The organism is Paenibacillus pini JCM 16418 (assembly GCF_000576305.1).
Taxonomy (GTDB): Bacteria; Bacillota; Bacilli; order Paenibacillales; family Paenibacillaceae; genus Paenibacillus_AQ; species Paenibacillus_AQ pini.
The window spans coordinates 80095-98748 of the sequence record NZ_BAVZ01000008.1 but is presented as its reverse complement, the minus strand read 5'-3'; the positions used below and the strand labels follow the sequence as shown (position 1 = coordinate 98748).

19 protein-coding genes and 1 pseudogene are annotated in these 18654 nt (G+C 39.9%); 4 read left to right on the top strand and 16 right to left on the bottom strand.

Annotated elements, in window-relative coordinates:
* Positions 1 to 39: 39 nt before the first annotated feature.
* The 3 genes from JCM16418_RS13120 to JCM16418_RS13110 all read right to left on the bottom strand — a co-directional run bounded on the left by JCM16418_RS13120 (position 40) and on the right by JCM16418_RS13110 (position 3163).
* The gene (locus JCM16418_RS13120; protein ID WP_036649604.1) at positions 40 to 1398 is read right to left on the bottom strand and encodes an FAD-dependent oxidoreductase; all 1359 of its coding nucleotides are present in this window, start codon (positions 1396 to 1398) and stop codon (positions 40 to 42) included.
* Positions 1399 to 1674: 276 nt separating this feature from the next.
* On the bottom strand, positions 1675 to 2445 hold the full coding sequence (locus tag JCM16418_RS13115; RefSeq protein ID WP_158442430.1) for an alpha/beta hydrolase: 771 nt from the start codon (positions 2443 to 2445) through the stop codon (positions 1675 to 1677).
* Entirely contained in the window at positions 2426 to 3163 is a 738-nt protein-coding gene (locus JCM16418_RS13110; RefSeq protein ID WP_148298808.1) for an SDR family NAD(P)-dependent oxidoreductase, read from the bottom strand. The genes JCM16418_RS13115 and JCM16418_RS13110 overlap by 20 nt, the downstream gene beginning before the upstream one ends.
* A 193-nt stretch (positions 3164 to 3356) precedes the next feature.
* Here JCM16418_RS13110 and JCM16418_RS13105 point away from each other — a divergent pair, with 193 nt between their 5' ends.
* Entirely contained in the window at positions 3357 to 4259 is a 903-nt protein-coding gene (locus JCM16418_RS13105) for a LysR family transcriptional regulator (RefSeq protein ID WP_036649600.1), read from the top strand.
* A 126-nt stretch (positions 4260 to 4385) separates the two neighbouring features.
* Here JCM16418_RS13105 and JCM16418_RS13100 read toward each other — a convergent pair whose 3' ends face one another.
* Positions 4386 to 4910, bottom strand: coding sequence for a DUF4241 domain-containing protein (locus JCM16418_RS13100; RefSeq protein ID WP_036649598.1), 525 nt, complete (start codon positions 4908 to 4910; stop codon positions 4386 to 4388).
* A gap of 214 nt (positions 4911 to 5124) precedes the next feature.
* Between JCM16418_RS13100 and JCM16418_RS13095 the strand changes: the two genes are divergently transcribed.
* Positions 5125 to 5448 carry a hypothetical protein gene (locus JCM16418_RS13095; protein ID WP_052020263.1) on the top strand — a complete coding sequence of 108 codons (324 nt, stop codon included), beginning with the start codon at positions 5125 to 5127 and terminating at the stop codon, positions 5446 to 5448.
* 157 nt (positions 5449 to 5605) lie between these two features.
* Here JCM16418_RS13095 and JCM16418_RS13090 read toward each other — a convergent pair whose 3' ends face one another.
* The 7 genes from JCM16418_RS13090 to JCM16418_RS24690 form a co-directional block, all read right to left on the bottom strand.
* The gene (locus JCM16418_RS13090; protein ID WP_036649596.1) at positions 5606 to 6079 is read right to left on the bottom strand and encodes a hypothetical protein; all 474 of its coding nucleotides are present in this window, start codon (positions 6077 to 6079) and stop codon (positions 5606 to 5608) included.
* A gap of 1 nt (position 6080) precedes the next feature.
* Entirely contained in the window at positions 6081 to 6647 is a 567-nt protein-coding gene (locus JCM16418_RS13085) for a CdiA C-terminal domain-containing protein (RefSeq protein WP_052020262.1), read from the bottom strand.
* Positions 6648 to 6661: 14 nt separating this feature from the next.
* The gene (locus JCM16418_RS13080; protein WP_036649595.1) at positions 6662 to 7432 is read right to left on the bottom strand and encodes a WXG100 family type VII secretion target; all 771 of its coding nucleotides are present in this window, start codon (positions 7430 to 7432) and stop codon (positions 6662 to 6664) included.
* Positions 7433 to 7888: 456 nt separating this feature from the next.
* Entirely contained in the window at positions 7889 to 8209 is a 321-nt protein-coding gene (locus JCM16418_RS13075) for a hypothetical protein (protein WP_148298807.1), read from the bottom strand.
* Positions 8210 to 8570: 361 nt separating this feature from the next.
* Positions 8571 to 10310, bottom strand: a complete 1740-nt coding sequence (locus tag JCM16418_RS13070) for an ABC-F family ATP-binding cassette domain-containing protein (RefSeq protein ID WP_036649588.1) — start codon at positions 10308 to 10310, stop codon at positions 8571 to 8573.
* A 273-nt stretch (positions 10311 to 10583) separates the two neighbouring features.
* Positions 10584 to 10961 (bottom strand): type II toxin-antitoxin system death-on-curing family toxin, encoded by a 378-nt coding sequence (locus JCM16418_RS13065; protein ID WP_036649585.1) that lies wholly within the window; start codon positions 10959 to 10961, stop codon positions 10584 to 10586.
* Positions 10958 to 11131, bottom strand: coding sequence for a DUF2281 domain-containing protein (locus tag JCM16418_RS24690; protein WP_148298806.1), 174 nt, complete (start codon positions 11129 to 11131; stop codon positions 10958 to 10960). The genes JCM16418_RS13065 and JCM16418_RS24690 overlap by 4 nt, the downstream gene beginning before the upstream one ends.
* A 74-nt stretch (positions 11132 to 11205) precedes the next feature.
* Between JCM16418_RS24690 and JCM16418_RS26915 the strand changes: the two genes are divergently transcribed.
* Positions 11206 to 11394 carry an AraC family transcriptional regulator gene (locus JCM16418_RS26915; protein ID WP_373280715.1) on the top strand — a complete coding sequence of 63 codons (189 nt, stop codon included), beginning with the start codon at positions 11206 to 11208 and terminating at the stop codon, positions 11392 to 11394.
* An 82-nt stretch (positions 11395 to 11476) separates the two neighbouring features.
* On the opposite strand, the gene JCM16418_RS13060 is transcribed toward JCM16418_RS26915, so the two are convergent.
* Positions 11477 to 14221, bottom strand: coding sequence for a hypothetical protein (locus JCM16418_RS13060; RefSeq protein WP_036649582.1), 2745 nt, complete (start codon positions 14219 to 14221; stop codon positions 11477 to 11479).
* Between the two features lie 156 nt (positions 14222 to 14377).
* On the bottom strand, positions 14378 to 14884 hold the full coding sequence (locus JCM16418_RS13055; protein ID WP_052020261.1) for a hypothetical protein: 507 nt from the start codon (positions 14882 to 14884) through the stop codon (positions 14378 to 14380).
* A 203-nt stretch (positions 14885 to 15087) separates the two neighbouring features.
* On the opposite strand from JCM16418_RS13055, the gene JCM16418_RS13050 reads away from it, so the two are divergent.
* Positions 15088 to 15432, top strand: a complete 345-nt coding sequence (locus tag JCM16418_RS13050; protein ID WP_036649580.1) for a helix-turn-helix domain-containing protein — start codon at positions 15088 to 15090, stop codon at positions 15430 to 15432.
* A gap of 121 nt (positions 15433 to 15553) precedes the next feature.
* On the opposite strand, the pseudogene JCM16418_RS24685 reads toward JCM16418_RS13050, so the two are convergent.
* The 3 genes and pseudogenes from JCM16418_RS24685 to JCM16418_RS13040 all read right to left on the bottom strand — a co-directional run.
* Positions 15554 to 15661: pseudogene (locus JCM16418_RS24685) on the bottom strand (DEAD/DEAH box helicase family protein); the annotation flags it as partial.
* A 126-nt stretch (positions 15662 to 15787) separates the two neighbouring features.
* Positions 15788 to 17020 (bottom strand): restriction endonuclease subunit S, encoded by a 1233-nt coding sequence (locus JCM16418_RS13045; RefSeq protein ID WP_036649578.1) that lies wholly within the window; start codon positions 17018 to 17020, stop codon positions 15788 to 15790.
* Between the two features lie 10 nt (positions 17021 to 17030).
* Positions 17031 to 18608, bottom strand: a complete 1578-nt coding sequence (locus tag JCM16418_RS13040) for a type I restriction-modification system subunit M (protein WP_036649576.1) — start codon at positions 18606 to 18608, stop codon at positions 17031 to 17033.
* Positions 18609 to 18654: the final 46 nt, after the last annotated feature.

The following is an 18654-nucleotide window of genomic DNA, read 5'->3' as shown; positions in this document are numbered from 1 at the left end:
AAATGGATTACCTGTTGCATTTCACACCCATTCGCTTGTCTATACTTCTAGATACGCACCCTGCTCTTTCAGCACAGTCTGCACATCCTTGATGTTTACATCTTGAACGGAGGTTCCTCTCTTCGCAGCCAGCGCTGCCGCAACCCCTCCGGCATGGCCGATCGCTCCCGTTGTAGGTGTTGTTCTCATTGCAGCTTGAGCCTCGAAGGTCGCCGAAATACATCTGCCGATTACAATCAAATTCTTCACCGATTCGGTAATCATACAGGAGTACGGTATGCTATACATGCCGCCCCATTCCAGCTTCTGATGCTTCGTTCCCTCACCATCGGGACTATGAATATCAATCGGATAACCCGAATGAGCAATCGTGTCTTCAAATTTCCGCTGTTCTAGCAGATCCTCAGCCGTTAATGTATACACACCCTTAATCTGTCTTGATCCTCTGACACCAATGGATGGTCCTGTAGATTCTACGACTGCATCCTCAAAGCCAGGAATATACTTATGTACAAACATTTCAAGCTCCCGGCACTGCTTGCGACCTACCATTTCCGCCTTGCTTAAGCTATACGCATCTGTGCCATCATGGCCGAGGATCCGGGTTGTGTTCAGAATTACCTCTCCGGGATTATTCGTCTCAAAGAATAAAATATTCTCTCGAGGGATCGATATTTCGCCTTTTGCTTTCGCTTCCTTGAACAGACTATCGAAGCCGCCAACGGATAAGCGCGAAGATTTCTCAATAATGGACGTATCCCCGTTGTAGAGTGGGAAATCATCCGGATGCTCATGAATATATTGTTTCACTCTAGGAATGTTCACGTTGTACATTTTCATATTCAGTGTCATCGGCTGAGTCGCCCCGTCGGACTCCCTGCCTTGCGTATATTCCACCCCCGCTCTGGCGGATAAATCACCGTCACCCGTGGCATCGATAAACACCATCGCCTCAATTTCACTGAGTCCCGATTTATTGCATACCGTAATGCTAACAACCTTATCGTCCTCAGCCCTCACTCCAGCTAGCATCGTATGATATAGAATGTCGCCGCCATTCTCCACCACCATGAGCTCCAGTTCATGCTTCATCGCCTCTGCATCGAAGGGTGTCACCGAATAGGTAAAGCCTACCGTATCGAAAATATGCCCAGGCGACTTATCTAGTTTCTTCAGACGTTCGATGAGCTGGTCGGTAAAGCCTTGAATCGCCTGCTTCTCCCCCGCATGAAATGTCATCATCGGGCCTACTCCGTTGGCCGTTAACGTGCCACCTAAGAAGCCCTGCGATTCAATGATCAGTGTCCTCGCTCCTGTACTTGATGCAGCGATCGCGGCCATCGCGCCCGATATGCCACCACCCATCACGACAACATCATATCGTTGTTGATGTTCCAATTCCCGTCACTCCTTATTTGGTAATGTTTATCAATTCTTGAACATAGATTAACAAACAACAACCAAAATGTAAATGCTTTCAGGATATTATTTTCTAAATAAACTAAAATAAAGTAAATAATTTACCGAGTGTGTATTCTAATAAAACAAAATATTAGACTGATCCATATATAGAGACAGCGGCAGTCTAAGACTAGAAAATAAAGTCTTAGACTGCCGCTGTATTGATTTAATTATTGTATTCCGAAAATAACGTGCTATGCATAATGTCCCATATCAAACTTTAGACTCCATAAACCCTAGTGATTGCAAAAATTCTACTGTTTGCTGCACAGTCTGCTTAAATGGTTTATTCTCATGCATTTCATAGTTGAAAAATCCATGGTTCATACCATCGTAAGTATGCAAGACACAAAGATTATCATTTTGTTTCCATTTTTCGCAAAATGCTAGGTTTGATTCGTAGATAATGTCTGAGGTTCCCACAAACCAAATCATAGGTGGTAATTCCCTTTTCACATGTAATATGGGTGATAGTTCCGTAGCTTTATTGGACAGCTCTGGGAACAACCGGTTTATAATTTCCTCTCCATCAACTCCAGCATTAAAAATAACCAGAGCGTTCGGTATATGATTAGATAGACTTGTCTTATCAATTTCAAGTAAAGTGGAACATAATGCAGTATATCCTCCTGAAGAAGCACCGCAGACTACAACTTTCTCAGGATCGATTCCAAGCTTCTCAGCATGCTCTCTAACCCACCGGACAGCAGACCTCGCATCTTCTATTGCATGATATGGCGTAAATCCTTCGTCATTTGCATTCCGGTAATCTACACAAATGGCAACCATCCCAAGTTCGGAAAAATACCGCGCATGATGTTCAAAACGAGCTGGTGATGTTCCGTTATTCTTAGTATAGCTTCCTCCATGAAAAAAAAGGATAGCAGCACGATTCTTTAATGGCGCTTCAGGACAAAACACATATAATTTCAGTTTTCTGTTCCCGACTTTTTTATAAAGCTTATTAATCCATATATTGCTCATTAGGCTCATGTAAAGCTGCATCCAAGATTTTCTCTGCAACGAATTCAGGAGTATCAGCAGAAGTGGAAGATCCCTGTCGCTGCTGCTGGCGAACACCCAGAGCGTTTTTGCCAAAATTCGTAGCGGTTGAGCGCGGATAGACAGTAATCACCCGGATATTCTCTGAGGCTAATTCATCTCGTGCCGTATCGGAAAGCATGTTCAAAGCGGCTTTAGTTGCTGCATAAGCTGCCATTCCAGCAATATGCATCTTTGATACCACTGAACTTATATTGATGATCAGTCCTCCCCCTTGCTCTCGCATGATAGGGATCACAACTTGCATAGCTGCTAATGGTCCAAACACATTGAGGTCTAGAGTCTTGCGGAAGTCATCAGGATTCAGGTCAGCGATCGTGCCAACTGCTGCTTGTCCTACATTATTGATGACCACATCCAGCCGACCAAAGTGGCGAACTGTCTCCTCAATGACTCTTTGAACTTGCTTCGGATCGCTTACATCAGCGGGCAGAGCAATGGCGTCTCTTCCCTGGCTCTGTAATTCCTCGGCGAGGTGATTAAGTACATCAGCAGACCGTGCTACCAGTGCTAATTTCGCACCTGCAGTGGCAAAGCGGTGTACTGTGGCTAAACCGATACCCGCGGATGCTCCAGTAATAAGAACAACCTTGTCATGAATTTCCATAATAAATGTTCCTTTCTTTGAGAAGATTGGCAAATCGTTTATGCGTGGAAGCCTCAAGCAGGTTCCCTAAAAAATTTACCGGTTCATGAAATAAGAAAAACAGATCAGCTTGAAGGTGCTCTGTTTTCTTTCCTCTCTAATGTTACAGTTGGAGCACTTGATACGGAAGTTCAAATAGGTTAGCATGGCATTAACTAAAAGTTTATACGATAAAGGGGTACTTTGAATGAATGAACAATTGAATACGTTTATTCAGGTGGCAGAGTCTGGTAGCTTCTCCAAGGCAGCTGAAAAACTATTTGTATCTCCAACCGCTGTGATGAAACAAATGAATTTGTTGGAAAAACATATCGGAGTGCCTCTTTTGATTCGCACTAACCATGGTGTTGAGCTTACCGAGGCAGGGAAATCATTTAACAAGGATGCATCACTTTTTCTGCAGCATTTTCAAGAAGCCGTGTTACGTATACGTCAAGGTGCACTGGGAAGTCAGCATGTTATTCGAGTGGGCACCTCTATACTTAATCCCTGTAAGGTTTTGCTGGATTTGTGGAATGAAATTAGCGATCAATACCCTGAGTTCAAAATAAAAATCGTCCATTTTGAGGATGATGCTTATACTCTCCCAGCCACTTATCGTACCATTGGCAAACATTTCGATTTCATTGTAGGGCCATATCTTACAGAAGACTGGGAGGATAATCTCCGTTTGCTTCAGCTGGGAAGTTACCGCTTTTGCTTTGCTGTATCTCGCAACCATCGGCTGGCTTCTAACAAAACACTGTCTGTCAAAGATTTGTATGGAGAAAAGCTGGCTGTGGTGAACGGTGGGAAAAGTGCAGTAATTGAGGGAATTCGTAATTTTTTGACAAGGAACCATCCTAACATCCGAATTAAAGATGTTCCGCGTCTTTATGATCTTGATGTATTCAATCGCTGCGAGGAAAGTGGTGTTGTCCTACTAACATTAGATGCATGGGCAGATATTCATCCGTCCTTAGTGACAATCCCTTGCGATTTGGACTTCACAATACCCTATGGTTTGCTATATCCTTTACATCCATCCGAGGATGTCAATCAGTTTTTGGAAATCATCAAAGAAATGCAATCTAAGGCACAGTCAACCTAAACGTTGCACACTGAGGGTAAAAATTAAAATCCAGTTACCTAGTAACATCTGACTTGAATACTAGCTTTAGCCAGCAAAAAAACCTTCATGGCAGACAACCCATGAAGGTTCAATTCTATAGTTTATTCAGTTTGTTTTGATAAAAACAATCTTCACTCCAACAATCTGATTCTGCTGATTTGTGGTCATATACACACCATAAGTGCCATCTCCTATACCTGTATGTGAAACAACACCTCCTTGAATAACCCCCGCTTCTTCACCGCTCTCCGTCACATCACAGCAAGATAAATACCACTCACTGTCTTGATCTGAGCCTGAACCTACGCCTTCCGATTTAGCATCTGGAATTCTATAGCTATTAAGATCAAAAATTCCTGCTTGTCCGCTGTCCACCCCAACAATAAAGCCACATTTTACCCATTCCATATATGTAATCTGTTCAGCAGCTGAACTATGGTAAGCCGTTAATTTAGAACAAGCCTCGCCCCAATCCCGAACTTCCGTCTTCTCTACTTCGCCCACCCAAGTTCCATATAATACATTGTCTAACAAACCCATAATAATGGTTGCGGTATTAAGCTCGTAACAAGGATCGGCAACAACCAATTGCCCCGATGTTACTTCAAAATTACCAAGTAGAATGTTCATAAGAATTCCTCCGATCGCGTGAGATTAAGATATGTAGTATTTTATCATGGAATTAGCTTATGTTGCCTGTTGTCATTGATATAAATCCCATTATTTAGGTTAATTATAGTAATTAAACAAATACGGAAGGGAATCTATTATGATTAATCATATTTATAAAAAATGGTTCATCGTCTTTATCGCTGTTATTTTAATATTGGGAGGATGCCAAAGAGTGAGCAAACAACAAGATACCGAGGTAATAAAGGAAGCACAGAATACAGCTATTCAATATTTAAAAGATGAATACAAAGTGGATGTTACCATCACCTCTGCTAAGAAAATGCCAACATATGTAAACTCTAAAATTAATATGAGAGGTCATGTTATTGGCCATGATGAACAGGAATTTACCATTTCTGTTGATTATACCAACCAGGAAACTTCCAATTTAGGTGTAAATCCCGAGTTAGAAAAGGTGCTAAAGGAAAAAGGAAGTTATCCAAATATTAAAAAGAATGAATCTAGTACTAAAATTCAGGAGGAACAACATGAGTAAATCATCCCGAATTAATGATGAAACTTATGAAATTATGTCTGAGTTAGCCTATCAGAAGAGATGACAGGTACCATCATGCAACCGTTATAATTGTTAGCTTCGCTGTATCCCTAGCAATACTTATGGTGATATCTATCCATAGTCGACCTGAAATGATTCATCTGGCACTGCATAAATCCCTCTCAATATATGGATATTTCAACGAGTTAATCAATTTTTTTGACAGGTACTTCTTCTGATACTGATCTAGATTTGTATTTACAATTACGATATCATTTTCTTTTCTGAATAGTTGATCTGTCCCATTTTCCACAAACACCATGTCAGGGTTGGATATACTCAAAATATCTCCAATCATATAGAATAAGACCTCCAATCCTTCATTAAAAGTTTGACCAAACAACTGGATTCTAATTTCTGCATTTATTTCTAATTTGTACTCTTCTCTTATAAAATCAATGCCAGTGATATCTTCTGTTTCAATATCAATTGTGAAATATCTACAACTAAGACGAGAAAAACTTTCGTAAATAGTTACTTTATCTTTAACTACCTCGCATAGTATGTTATAAATAGTATTCTTTAATGTTTCATTGTCTAAATTTGAAACTAAAAATAATTCACAGTCCATTTTACTTCTCCTCTCCCAATATTCCTCTAATTGTGCCACCTCTAACAATAGATAGTTCATCAATTCTTTTTAAATCACCATTCGGATTTGCTTTTCTTAAAATTGTTGCGATGATTTCGTCAACTTTTCCATCTGGAAAGTTGTCTAAGTTGAGAACAATTCTTTCAGACTGGTTCTTTGACTTTCCTGCTAATTCTTTTATTATACTTTGGACCTTACCATCTGGTTTTGGTGCATAACAATCGAATACTTTTCCCTCAATTAGAAAATCTGGATTCGATCCCTCTTTAATCCCGTAACCATTACCCCCATCGATTTCATCCAGCATTTTAATATCATAGCCTTGATCAGCCAAGAAATTTGCTGTTTCATTTTGCTTCCTTATTCCATGGGAATCTCCTGTTGCATAATTTCCACTAGGCTTACTACCCTTTGGTAACGAAGGCTCAGTCAGTTTAGTTGTACTTCCACTATCCCCCTTCCTCTCACTACCCCCATTCTCCTTCTCTTTTCTAGAGTTTTCCCCATCCGTATGCTTACCCTTCTTCGAATGTTTCCCAAAGATCAATCCCGACGCTAGGCCTACGATGCTTCTGTCTTTTCTTTCGCCGAGGAATTGGCTACATCATCCAATGCACGCTCTAAATCACTGGCTACTTCGGCAGATTTATACCCAAGGCCAGTGTAGAAATCAACATAGTTACGAATTTCTTCGGAAATCACCTGATCCGCGTGACCCGCCTTGAGGTCATTTATCTTATTGGTTATGTCCTCAATCCGAGTAAGCAATTCTTTGGCCACTACCTTTTCGATCATGGATGGCCCAAATCTTCCGGTATCATCGTCTAAATTCTTATAGGTTTCATCCCATGCTAACTCCATAATATCTTTTACTGAAACAAAAGGATCTGTATCCTGCAAAATATCTGACTCTGCATATCCTTGGTCCCTCATCGCCGTTCGTATGCGTTCCGCTTCTTGACGATAGGTCATTCGTTCCTCATCATTCTTGGCCCGAGCATATCCCATCTTCTGTTCATTAATCATCAAGTTTAGATTTAATCCTGGCTTATCCGTGTTGGTTACTTTCGCATCTGCTTCCGCAAACTTTTTAGATATCTGTATCAGTTCTTCGCCAACATAAGAGATCTGATCTAATGTAACTTTTCGCTGCTCCTGAAATGAACGAAACGCCTGAAAAAAGTTCTCCCGCGTCACTCCGCTCCACTCTTGATGCACCCTATTCATCTGCTTATCTAAGCTCACATACACTTGTTCCAGCTGCTCACGGCTATGTATGAACGTCTCGCCGATACGGTTTAACATCTCTGGCTTCACAAGTATTTCGGTCATTCTTCACCTCGCATCTAACCCACAAGGTCAGTTGAATATTATACCAAAATTTAAACTAGTTACCATATAGTGAAACTGTACTTATGTATGCAGGCTTACATCACATTAAAAAACCTTGATTGAGCAGCGTTCACTCGAATCAAGGTTTAAGAATAATTTATGGCTGGGTATTGGCAGAATAATATCTCCTTACATCTTTGCCTGAAACCCAAAAGTTTTGGTAGAACCATCGGGAGAGTAGATAGTAACCCATGTATTTTCCATCTAGTAACTGATAGAATCATGGAACATATATTTGTCGATAAAAAAGAAAAAACCTGAACCATCCGTGCTATGACCACAGGGAAGAATCAGGTTATGTCATTTGAAAATGATTTTGAAATATCGCATATCCTCCAGACAAAGTTGTTGGAAGTATTTACTTTTATTATTGAATATCATACCAATACTTAACTTCTAATGATCAATCTTATCCACAGCATTTTCAATCTGCTTCTGGTACTTCTCCAAATCCCCGGATAGAGCGAAGTGTACCACCAATACATTCGAAGTCGAGAAATTTTCAAACTTTGTTAGCGTCGTTATCGTATAGTGCTGGTTCTCTATCGCTTGTTGTATCTTTTTGTTACCATCTAATACGTATACCAGCATAACATCTTCGTTCTTATTGTCTGCTTTAACTATATATCTGTATGGATAGACCTGTTCAAGGGCATCGTTAGACTGCTTTCCTTCATTCTCTACGCTGAGCCCTTGGGTTTGGAGAGATGCTTCCAATCTGTTGAGGATTTCCTCTTCGCTCACAGCTTTTTCCGAACAGCCGCTAACAAGCATTAAGATGAACGTGCACATTAACAAGCCCAATACAGCTTTCTTCATCATCATCATTCCCTTTGGTGTTATTTGGTACTATGACGTAACCTAGGGTTGTTTTGTTTCAGGGAAGAAATTCATAAAACAAGTTGTAAAATTCCCGCCTCCTAAACTCTTGAGACTCTACAATGAAAACCAAAAAAGGCTGATCGGGAGTCCGATCAGCCTTTCTAAAGTTTCATCGCCATTAGCAATAGGTCTGGCAAGGCCGCCCACCATCTACTAATCGCTTATATATACGTAACATTACCATCACATAACGAATTTACAGCAGCTTAATCAGCTCATCCAGCTCATCAACCAATACCTTCGCTAGTTCAAAATTAGTATCTTTCAATGCTAGTTCAATCTGCGTTTCAACTGCTTTTTTCTTTTGTTCCGTAGCTAAATAGTCTTTATCAAAATGACTAGCATAGATCATCTGTCTGAATTTACGCATACTCATTTTTCTAATCGTCTTATCGTCAATGATTAGAACATAGTCCATCCCATTCACTACGGAATAGAAATCATGAGAAATCATGAGGATCGCGCCTTTATAGTCTTTAATGGCTTCCTCCAGTGCGATTTGGGTATAGGTATCTAAATGACTTGTCGGTTCATCAAGAAGCAATACGTTTGCTTTACTGGCAGCAACTTTAGCCAACTGGAGCATGTTCTTCTCTCCACCCGATAAAGATGCGATCTTCTGATCCATAATTTCGCCTTCAAAACCGTAGCTCGCTAAATGTGATCTAATCTCATCATACGTGTTAAACCCAGACTCGATGAATTCTTCTAGTATCGTATTCGCATCCTCTAACATTTCACCTTGCTGCTGAGATAAATAAGTCACTTTAACATCCCTATTTATTTTAATGGAATCATGATTATTGTTAAAGATGTCTCGGAGTAACGTCGTTTTCCCGGTACCATTTGGACCGATCAGAGCAACTTTATCCGTAGATTTAATCTCAAAGTTCACATGTTCCAAAATCAACTCATCAAAAGCAACACTATAATCATCAACTTTAATAACAACAGTGTCTTCAATTTCTTGTTCTATATCAAAACGGATATGCGGCTGCTTAATATCAACAAATGGTGCTTTAATTCTACGCGCTTCCAAACGTTCTTGAAATTTCACTCTCGCTTTGAGCGCTCTACCTCTTGATGCTTCTGAATTATACGTTGCGATCTCTCTAAGATTATCAATGATGTTATCGTATCTCTCGATTTCTTCTTGTTCAGCGACTGCGATTTCTTGCAGCTCAATCTTCGTCTGAAGTAATGAGAAGTTATACTCGATATATCGCCCGTCGAACTCTTGGATCTCCATGTTTTCAAGGTGAATAATCTTGTTGAAACAATGATTGAGTAGATATCTGTTGTGCGTAACCACGAGCAGTATTCCTTTGTGGGAATTAATTAGTTTTTTAAGCGCATTGAGATTGTCAAAGTCTAAGAATACATCAGGTTCATCCATAATCATGAGATCTGGACGCTCAAGCATTTCCTTCATCACTTGAATAAGTTTGAATTCCCCGCCACTCAGGTCGGATACCCTCACATCTTTGAGCTTCATGAGGTTGGCAAGATTTAGTTTCTTAAGAATGTTGCTTTCAAAATCATCCCCACCCATGGCATCAAATGCATCTAAAGCAAATTGATACTTTTCAAGTAACGAATCCATATCCGTAGATGTTGCCATTTCAGCACAAATGGATTCAATTTCATGTTGGATCTTAATACATTTTTCGCCTATATATTCGAACACGGTTGTATCTTTCGTTCTGTCTAGTTGGGAGAACTGACTTACGTATCCTATACTGCAATTGGGGTCAATCTCTAGCTTGCCTTCATACAAATATCTTTCTGGGTCCATCAATATATCGATCAGTGTACTTTTTCCACTGCCACTTGTCCCTATGAACGCGCAATGCTGTCCCTCTTCAAGCGTAAATGTGATGTTATTATATAGTTCTTTCTGCGGAAATGAGAAGGATAAGTTATCAACTTTTATCATCGTGTTACCTTTCTGTCTAACTGAATTTGTGACTATGAATTGATGCACTGAGTTGTTAGAATAACACTGTTTACATCCAACTACAATCATTTCTCATGCTTTCTTCAGGACTGGGCATTACATAACTGTGAATCAAAAAGAATTGACCCATTTTCTTGAAGTAAGCAATTCTATTTCTTAAAATAAATTTCGGATATTCACTTAAATCTAATCAAAAAAAAGTAACTACCTTGAATTATTCAAGATAGCCGCTTGTAGTCATAGAATTTAATATTACACTTGATGTTCAATAATCCATTGTTCTACGTCCTCTTCTTTATATATTCCTTCAGCAGTCCTTAGTCCTAATTCAACTAACTCAGATTGTTCGTAACGAACTTTAATATTGTTTATGCGCAACAATAATAGTAAGGTTGCTACACCGATCCGCTTATTTCCATCAACAAACCCATGATTCTTAATTAGTGCATATCCCGTTACTGCAATCTTTCTATATAAACCTTCATAAAGCTCACGGCCATCAAATGTTACCTTTGATTTATTTAATGCACTTTCAAGCAATCCCCTATCTCTGACTCCATCTGCACCGCCTGTTGACTTTACGATCTTACCATGGAAAATAACAAGCTGCTCAATGGTTATATTCTTCACTCGGCTAACTCCTTCAATGCCTCATGATTTTCAATAATAATCTCATCCATTAATGATTCTAAGTCATTGTTAGTACGGCTTTGTAAAAACTCAACAAAATCAATAACCTCTAGTTTCTTGTCATCTGGTAACCTCATAAAGTCTTGAATAAGTTTTTCTTCGATACTCACAAAAGGCACCTCCTGATTCATCATTTACCCTTCATTATACACCAATCATATAGTGGAATTAACACTCCCCCCTTATATTTTGTCGGTATAAGATTATTAAAGTAGATAAGGCCATGAATTACATATGTAATACGGAATTTACGATTACAGACATCTCCTCCAAGCTAGGATTCTCAAATGCACAATGTTTCTCAACGGTATTCAAGAAATACAGTGGCGTAACGCCCAAAGAGTTTAAGACTCTCCCCAACAAGGATATTTAGATCATTAATTACACAAAGAAGGAGCTCTCCCAAGCGTAGATTGATCTACCCTAGGAAAGCTCTTGTTCATGGTTGGATATCGTTAACTTCCATACGTTTTCAAGGCAAGAAGTTTATCCTGCTCTTGCTTAGTAATTTGATTTTGTAAGTCCAAAATACTCTGAATGCTCTCCATCATTTGATTTGTATAATTCGCAAATATACGAAGACTGAAGTTATCACGAATGATTTTCATAATAATATTCAAGACGGTTGAAGTAGGCAGCATGACATCCGTTATTTTAAAGGTATGTGAGAATTTTTGTTCAATTCCAAAGACTTTGATTTTAAAGGAAACCGGAACTTTGAGATCAATACCAATATTTCTCATATGGAGGGCTTTACTCAATTGTTTCTCAATTTCGTTGAAGAGATGACTTGTGAATATCTTACTGAAATTTTCATAAGAAAAGTCTGTTACGCCACGAAATACATCTACAACCTTACGAGGCTCCAGCTTCAATTGCTGAAGTGGTAGAAGGACAATAGGGAGAACAGTATTCTGAATAGCACGTTTTACAGCACCCTCCAAAGCATCAAACACCGCTTTCTTCACTTCACCCGCCCCGATAAGATCGAATATATTAAATGTAAGCAAGTCAGCTGCCTTCTTGGCTTTATCTAGAAATGGTTCAACTAGGGCATCCAACAATTTTTCACTTACTAATTTGGTGATGAAATCGGTGATACGATCAAGGATTTTGGCGAGTGTGGCCACGACCTTCTCAATTAATGCCAGCAGTGCATCAATTAGAGCTTGAAACAATGCGGGAATGAGCTTAACTGCAAAGTCAACCATTTTACCTGACAAATGCTTGAATAGAATATTTGCAATTCGCTCAATCTCATCCTTCTGCGGCATAAATCGGGTATCGTTCTTTAGACGATTTGCATAATCCACGGCATTACCTTCAATAGGTGAGACTAGATTGACTGCGCTTTTAAAAATCTCGTCCTGTACGTCTTGAGGTAAAGGGGCCAGTATATCGGCAATAATCTTGATGGCCTCTTCCAGAGGCTTTTTGACAATTTCTTTAGCACCGAGAGGAAGGAGAACGCTAGCAACGTTGTTTACAGCATTTCGTAATATGGATTCAATGCTATGATTAACCTCCGATTGTATCGTTTCCGCAATATGAATGACACCTCTTCCAATCATGGTTAGCAGTACACTGGATAATACCTCTTTTAACGTTTTCTTGTCAAAATTTTGGAATCCGTTCGTGATTTCTGGCAGTAGGATATCCGATACGATTTGGATGCCGGGAATTAGCGCTTGGGTAAATAAGCTCTGAATTTCCTGTTCACCCGATAGCGTATTGGATATGGCGGCGGTCCGCCCGCTAATTTCCCTATCCACATAATTATCGAACGATTTATTCATTGAACTTAATATGGTTCTGTAGGAGCCTACGGCGGCTAAATCAGCCTGCGGACTGAATAGCTTCTGAATAACGACCTGCGGAGCAACGTTTCCAAAAACAGGTGCCACGATTCTCGCAATATCCTGTACGTTACCCACTTTGGGAAGAACAACGGATAAAGGTTGACTCAGCAGAAAGCTAAGAATATCTTCTTTGTTTAAGTTCGTATCTACGCTTCGATTTAAGCTTGTATTAATCCAGCTTTTGATCTCTGGAGCAAACTGGGTAGGCAAGGAGCCTGTATAATCAGGTAGCGGTAAGCTCTCAGATGAATGATTAATAGGGGAAATAAAAAATGCAGATACCCACAAAGCTGACAAGGCTTCGATGAAATCCTTCTTCACCTGCGCATCTTGAATCGATGGGACCAGAGAAGAGAGACCGCTAAACACTTCGTGGTTGTAAGGGGGAAACTGGAAGACATCAGCCGCGTTTAATGTTTGAAGAGCTGGAGCGGTTTGTTCAGAAGGCAGTCCGGAACGATTAAGAATTTGAACCAAATGATCCCGATAAAATAACCCGATGTGCAGAAATATAATGGATTGAAATTGTCCCCAAATGATAGTAAACACGCTCTTGGCTATGTCATCTGGATTGACGTTTGCTTCACCGCTTAACAGCTCACTCACCTCATAAGAGGATCTAACGCCGATTTGGAGCATGGAGCCTAACATGATAGCTTGATCACGCTGCGAAGGAATAGCCTTATTAACAACACCGTTGATTAACTGGTTACTAAAGCGATAGACCAGACGACTTGGATTAGGAATGGCCAAGTTAATAAAACTCCTGTAACCGCCTCCCACAATAAAGCCCATGCCAGCATCATACACAAATTGAAAACCGGTTTCCGGGAATTCATTCGTCTTATGTAGAGATCCCAAGACAACAAAGTTAGCATATGCCATAAAACCTATTGCATATTGTCCGAACAGACCGGCCTCCAGCTTAGTTTCATTCAATAATAGTTCCATCAATTCACCGGAAAGCCCTTGTCCATACGGCTTTGCCCGTATAAGATTGAGCAGCTGCCCCATCGTTAAGTCCATGCTCAGACCGACAGCAACGGCAGCCTCCAGAACAGCTTGCAGCCTAGCGGCCAACCCCGCTTCACTGAACAGATCCAGAGGAGTCTGGATTTGAGCCTGAAGCAGGGCTGATACTTTGGCATCCGCGAGTATTTTCAGGTCACCCCACTTGTTTAATACGTTATTAATTTGCTCAATTGCCTGAACATTAAGTTCGTAATTCAACCCCCTTCTTAAATCGCTTCGACTTCTAAGAATATACTGACCCTTTACATTTCCCCAGCTTTGAGTAGCCGTATCGGACTTGAAAATTTGTTGATTAAGATCTAGCGCCAAATGAATAACCTCCCATACATTGTATGTTTGATTATATGAAGGGGGGTCATTGTACCATTACTTAGCGGCCTGGCCACAGGTAGCAGAACGATGGTTTGCATTTGTTGAATGAAATCTTCTCCTGATCAACTTAGCGACCTGTAATCTTTATACTATTTAAATACCGATTGATTCTAATATCGATTGATATTGCTCTGATGGATGGGTCATAACTTTGCGTGATAAGCGAATTAGAATATCGTCCACTCTCTTCATTAATTTATTGAGTTGAGCCGGAACAATTTGCTGGATGAGGGAAATCTCTTCGAGGTCTGCTAGAAAGTGAATGGAGCTAATCAACATCACCGTATCGAGGTCAGGAACTGAGCCTTTCGCTGCGGTTAATTGTATTAATTCTTCTATAGTAAGGGCGTGCGGTGGGAAGAGACAGTGGTGCTCCTTCATATATAATGCTTGAAGCATGGACTCTAGTGATCTGTCACTTAATAGGATGCATACCTGAGATGAGTTCAGTCGTATAAAAGGAAGCATGAGATTCATGTGGGTCTGTGAGAGATGATGTAAGTGATATATGGCTTTGGATGGAGTGGAGTTATTATCCGTTAACATTGTTGCTGAGTTCAACTTATTTCTGCATTCACCTATGGAGGTTGGATTGTACATATGTATCAACTCCTGGTTCAATTGCTGGTGAAATTTATAATATGTGCAATAAATAATCACCTCACATGAATAAAAATCTTACTTTTGTGTAAAATATATACAATATACTACTATATAGTAGTATTTTTAGCAAACAACTTATTATATATGTATTATTACAAACCTAAACATTCCCTACACTTCTATTAAAGAGAGGTGTAACGATGTCAGAAATTCTAAAATTGGTCGGAGCACGTATAAAAGAACTTCGTAAATCTAAAGGTATGTCTCAGGAAGCTCTCGCAGAGAAGGCTGGCTTTAATTTAAGTTATATCGGATTTATTGAACGAGCGGAACGTAATATTTCTATGTTAAATCTAGAGAAAATTGCTTCGGCATTAGACGTTGGCGTTTATGAGCTATTTATATATTTAAAAGAACAAGAAAGACTGCCTGAGGAATCGCCTATGAAAGATATATTCTCGTTACTAAGAGAGCGTGACCCGAAGGATATTGAGATGGTGCGAAATGTAATAATTGAGATATTAGGACGGATTGATGGGAGATAGTCTCGAAAAATAAATGTACCCTATAGAGTAGACACTTTGAAAAAGTCTACCCTGTAGGGTACTTTTGTTTATAATCGAAAAAAACATATCGGAGTGAACTGAAATGACCAAAAGATTATTCGAGATAAGTCTTTCCGAGCCCCGTCGCCATAACCACCGTAGCCTTATCGTACTGTTCTTCAAGTGTTCGTTCCAACTCTTCAAGTGCCGCCTCTTGAGCAAGCCGAGGAATACTATTGAAAGAATGAAATCACTGATTATTTTTAATGGAAAAATATATTAGCATCATATTTGCACATCATTCAAGAGTTAGAGAATCAAGATAACGATAAAATCGTACGGCATTTATCCGCGCTCATATAAACATCCTTTGTAAATACGCTACCTTTAACTGTCGTAGCTGCTTAAGTTTAGCAGTTTGGGCGGCGATTTGCTCGTCGATGTTCTTGAAAAAGTCAATGATTCTGTTTTGTTCAGAAATTGTGGGTGTTAAAACGATTATCTTTAAAAAATCCCTTTCGTGTATGCGCCACTGTCCGTACATTACACCTTGTCGATAATGAATCATTTTATTAATGAAGTCTTTCCGTTTGGATAGTAATCCAACAAATAGACTCTCTGAATCGTTGCTTGAATAAAAAATGCTATATACGGGCGATATTACTGCCTTGCCTGTTCTATTAAGACCAATAGACCCTGTTTCTAAGTTGTTTGAACTGTATATAAAGTCATTCAGTTCGGTTTTTTTATATTTTTTGTCATCGCCTTTTACCAAAAAACTTCTGTCATACTGTTCCCCCTTGGGTACAACACCAACATTCCCAACGAACGACATCAATGGGTAATCTTCCGATTCCTCAAATTGCTCATTTCTTTCCGTAAGCATTTCCCCCAGCCGCCGCTCTTCCCAATTACCTGTAAACCCTGCGAATCTTACTCTTGGCATGACTTCATCGCCTGCAGGGAACATCTGCTGTAGAAACCCGTCCTTTAGCGTTACAAGCCCGTCCAGCTTACGCTTATGCAGGGTGATTAGGTTGTCGAGACTCTCAAAAAACTCACCTATTTTCTTTTGTTCTTCTATACTAGGAATTACAACGGAAACTTTTTCGAAGTCTTTGGCACTTAAATTAGGTGGGTCAGTTCCGGAGATTGCATTAGTAATAGCATCTACTGTATCCCTTTTTCTAAGCAACTGAAAACCGAACCCTGCATCCTGTTCAAACATTAATTTAGCAACACGTTGATTTAACAAGGCATGCGAGTCATTTATTCTCGCAACTTTCAACTCATTTTTCAAAACTGGACGAGTTAATGCCATTACATAGTCTCCTGGACCTAATCTATAACTTTCAAAATGATCCCAAAATTCTTTAGGTAAGTAAGAGGATTCCGTCCAATCAATCTTGCCTACAGATACGTTTGAAATCTTTAGCCATCTTATTCCCGTTACCTGTGCACCTTTACTACTAAATGAGTTTCCATTAAATAAATGAATGATGGTAGATAACCTACGCTGTTCCCAAGCGTTAGTGAAGCCTTTAAATCGGATTTCGGGTACTAACTTCTGTCTGTGTTCTGTCATCATCACCACCGCCTCACATAAACATCCGCTTTGTAGCTTCGATTATCTCTTTTGTTTCGTCAGTCACAGCAAGCTCATCAAGCAAGGCTAAGAAATCCGTTTCTTTTTTCTTTATTTGCAAATTTATATCAGCCATTTCACGTCCAAGTGCTACAATGTCGATTTGTTCTTCTTCCTCAAAGGTATCTACATAGCGAGGAATGTTGAGATTGTAGTCATTCGCCACGATCTCATCAAAATTTGCTAAATGAGCATATTTAAAAATGCTCTCACGCTTTTTATAGGTATCCACAATCTTTAGAATATCTCGCTGACGTAAGGTGTTTTGATTCTTCTGTTTTTCATAATCTTTAGAAGCATCGATGAAAAGCACATCACGACTTACACGATTTTTCTTCAAAATAAGCACAACCGTCGGTATGCTTGTTCCATAGAATATATTAGTGGGCAAGCCAATTACAGCTTCTATTGCCCCCATTTCAAGAAGCACCCTGCGAATAACACCCTCGGCAGCACCACGGAACAGAACACCATGCGGCAGTACAATTCCCATCGTACCACTGTCTTTTAGGTGGTAATAGCCATGTAGCAAGAACGCAAAGTCGGCTTTAGATTTTGGCGCGAGTTTTCCATAGCGTTCAAAACGGGGGTCACTTAAAAATTTTTCGGATGCGCTCCAATTCGCAGAGTATGGAGGATTCATAACAACAGCATTGAAGAGAAAGGGCTCGTCTGTCGGCCAGTCTGCATCTAAAGTATCGCCATTATTGAGCCGCATTTGCTCACGGTCAACGTTGTGTAGAATCAGGTTCATTCGAGCAAGGTTGTAAGTGGTGGTGTTTAGCTCCTGTCCGTGAAAATACACCTTTTCGGGATTGCTTAGAAACTGGCGGATATTCAACATCAGCGAGCCCGAACCCATAGTGGGGTCGTAAATATGAAATGGTGCTAGTTTCTCTTGCCCGATACTTACAATCTCTGAAATAATTTTCGAAACAGCTTGCGGGGTATAGAACTCTCCGGCTTTCTTGCCTGCTCCTGCGGCAAATTGGGCGATAAGATATTCATAAGCATCCCCAATAACGTCACCTTCATGACCAAACAAGTCTATCTCATCCAAAGTTTTTATAACTTCCATAATGGTTGTGCTTTTTTGCTGTGCGTGTGATCCGAGCTTCGTAGAGTTTAAGTCAACATCATCGAACAAACTGATAAAATTTTCGCCTTGACGAGAAAGCTCGATAAAGGCAGTCTGCAAGTCATCAATTTGAAATTCATATTGTGATGCTTTATTGCGGAGCATGTAAAACAGATATTGCGGCTCTATAAAATATCCGAGTTTGCGGCGCATGGTGTTCTTTAGCTCTTCGGCATCATCACTATACCATTCAGTAAGCTCGGCAAATTGGATATCACGAGATGGGTATTCATCGGGCTTTCCGTTTGCTTCTTCGTACACAGCGCGCAACTCTAAATCGGAAAGATACTTATAGAAAACAAGACCTAGCAAATAGTTTTTATATTCGCTCGCATCCATTTTCCCTCTAAGAATATCGGCGCTTGCCCATAGTTGTTGCTCTAATCGACTCATATATTTACTTCCTTCCAATAGACAGATTATTTCAAAGTTGGTTGCA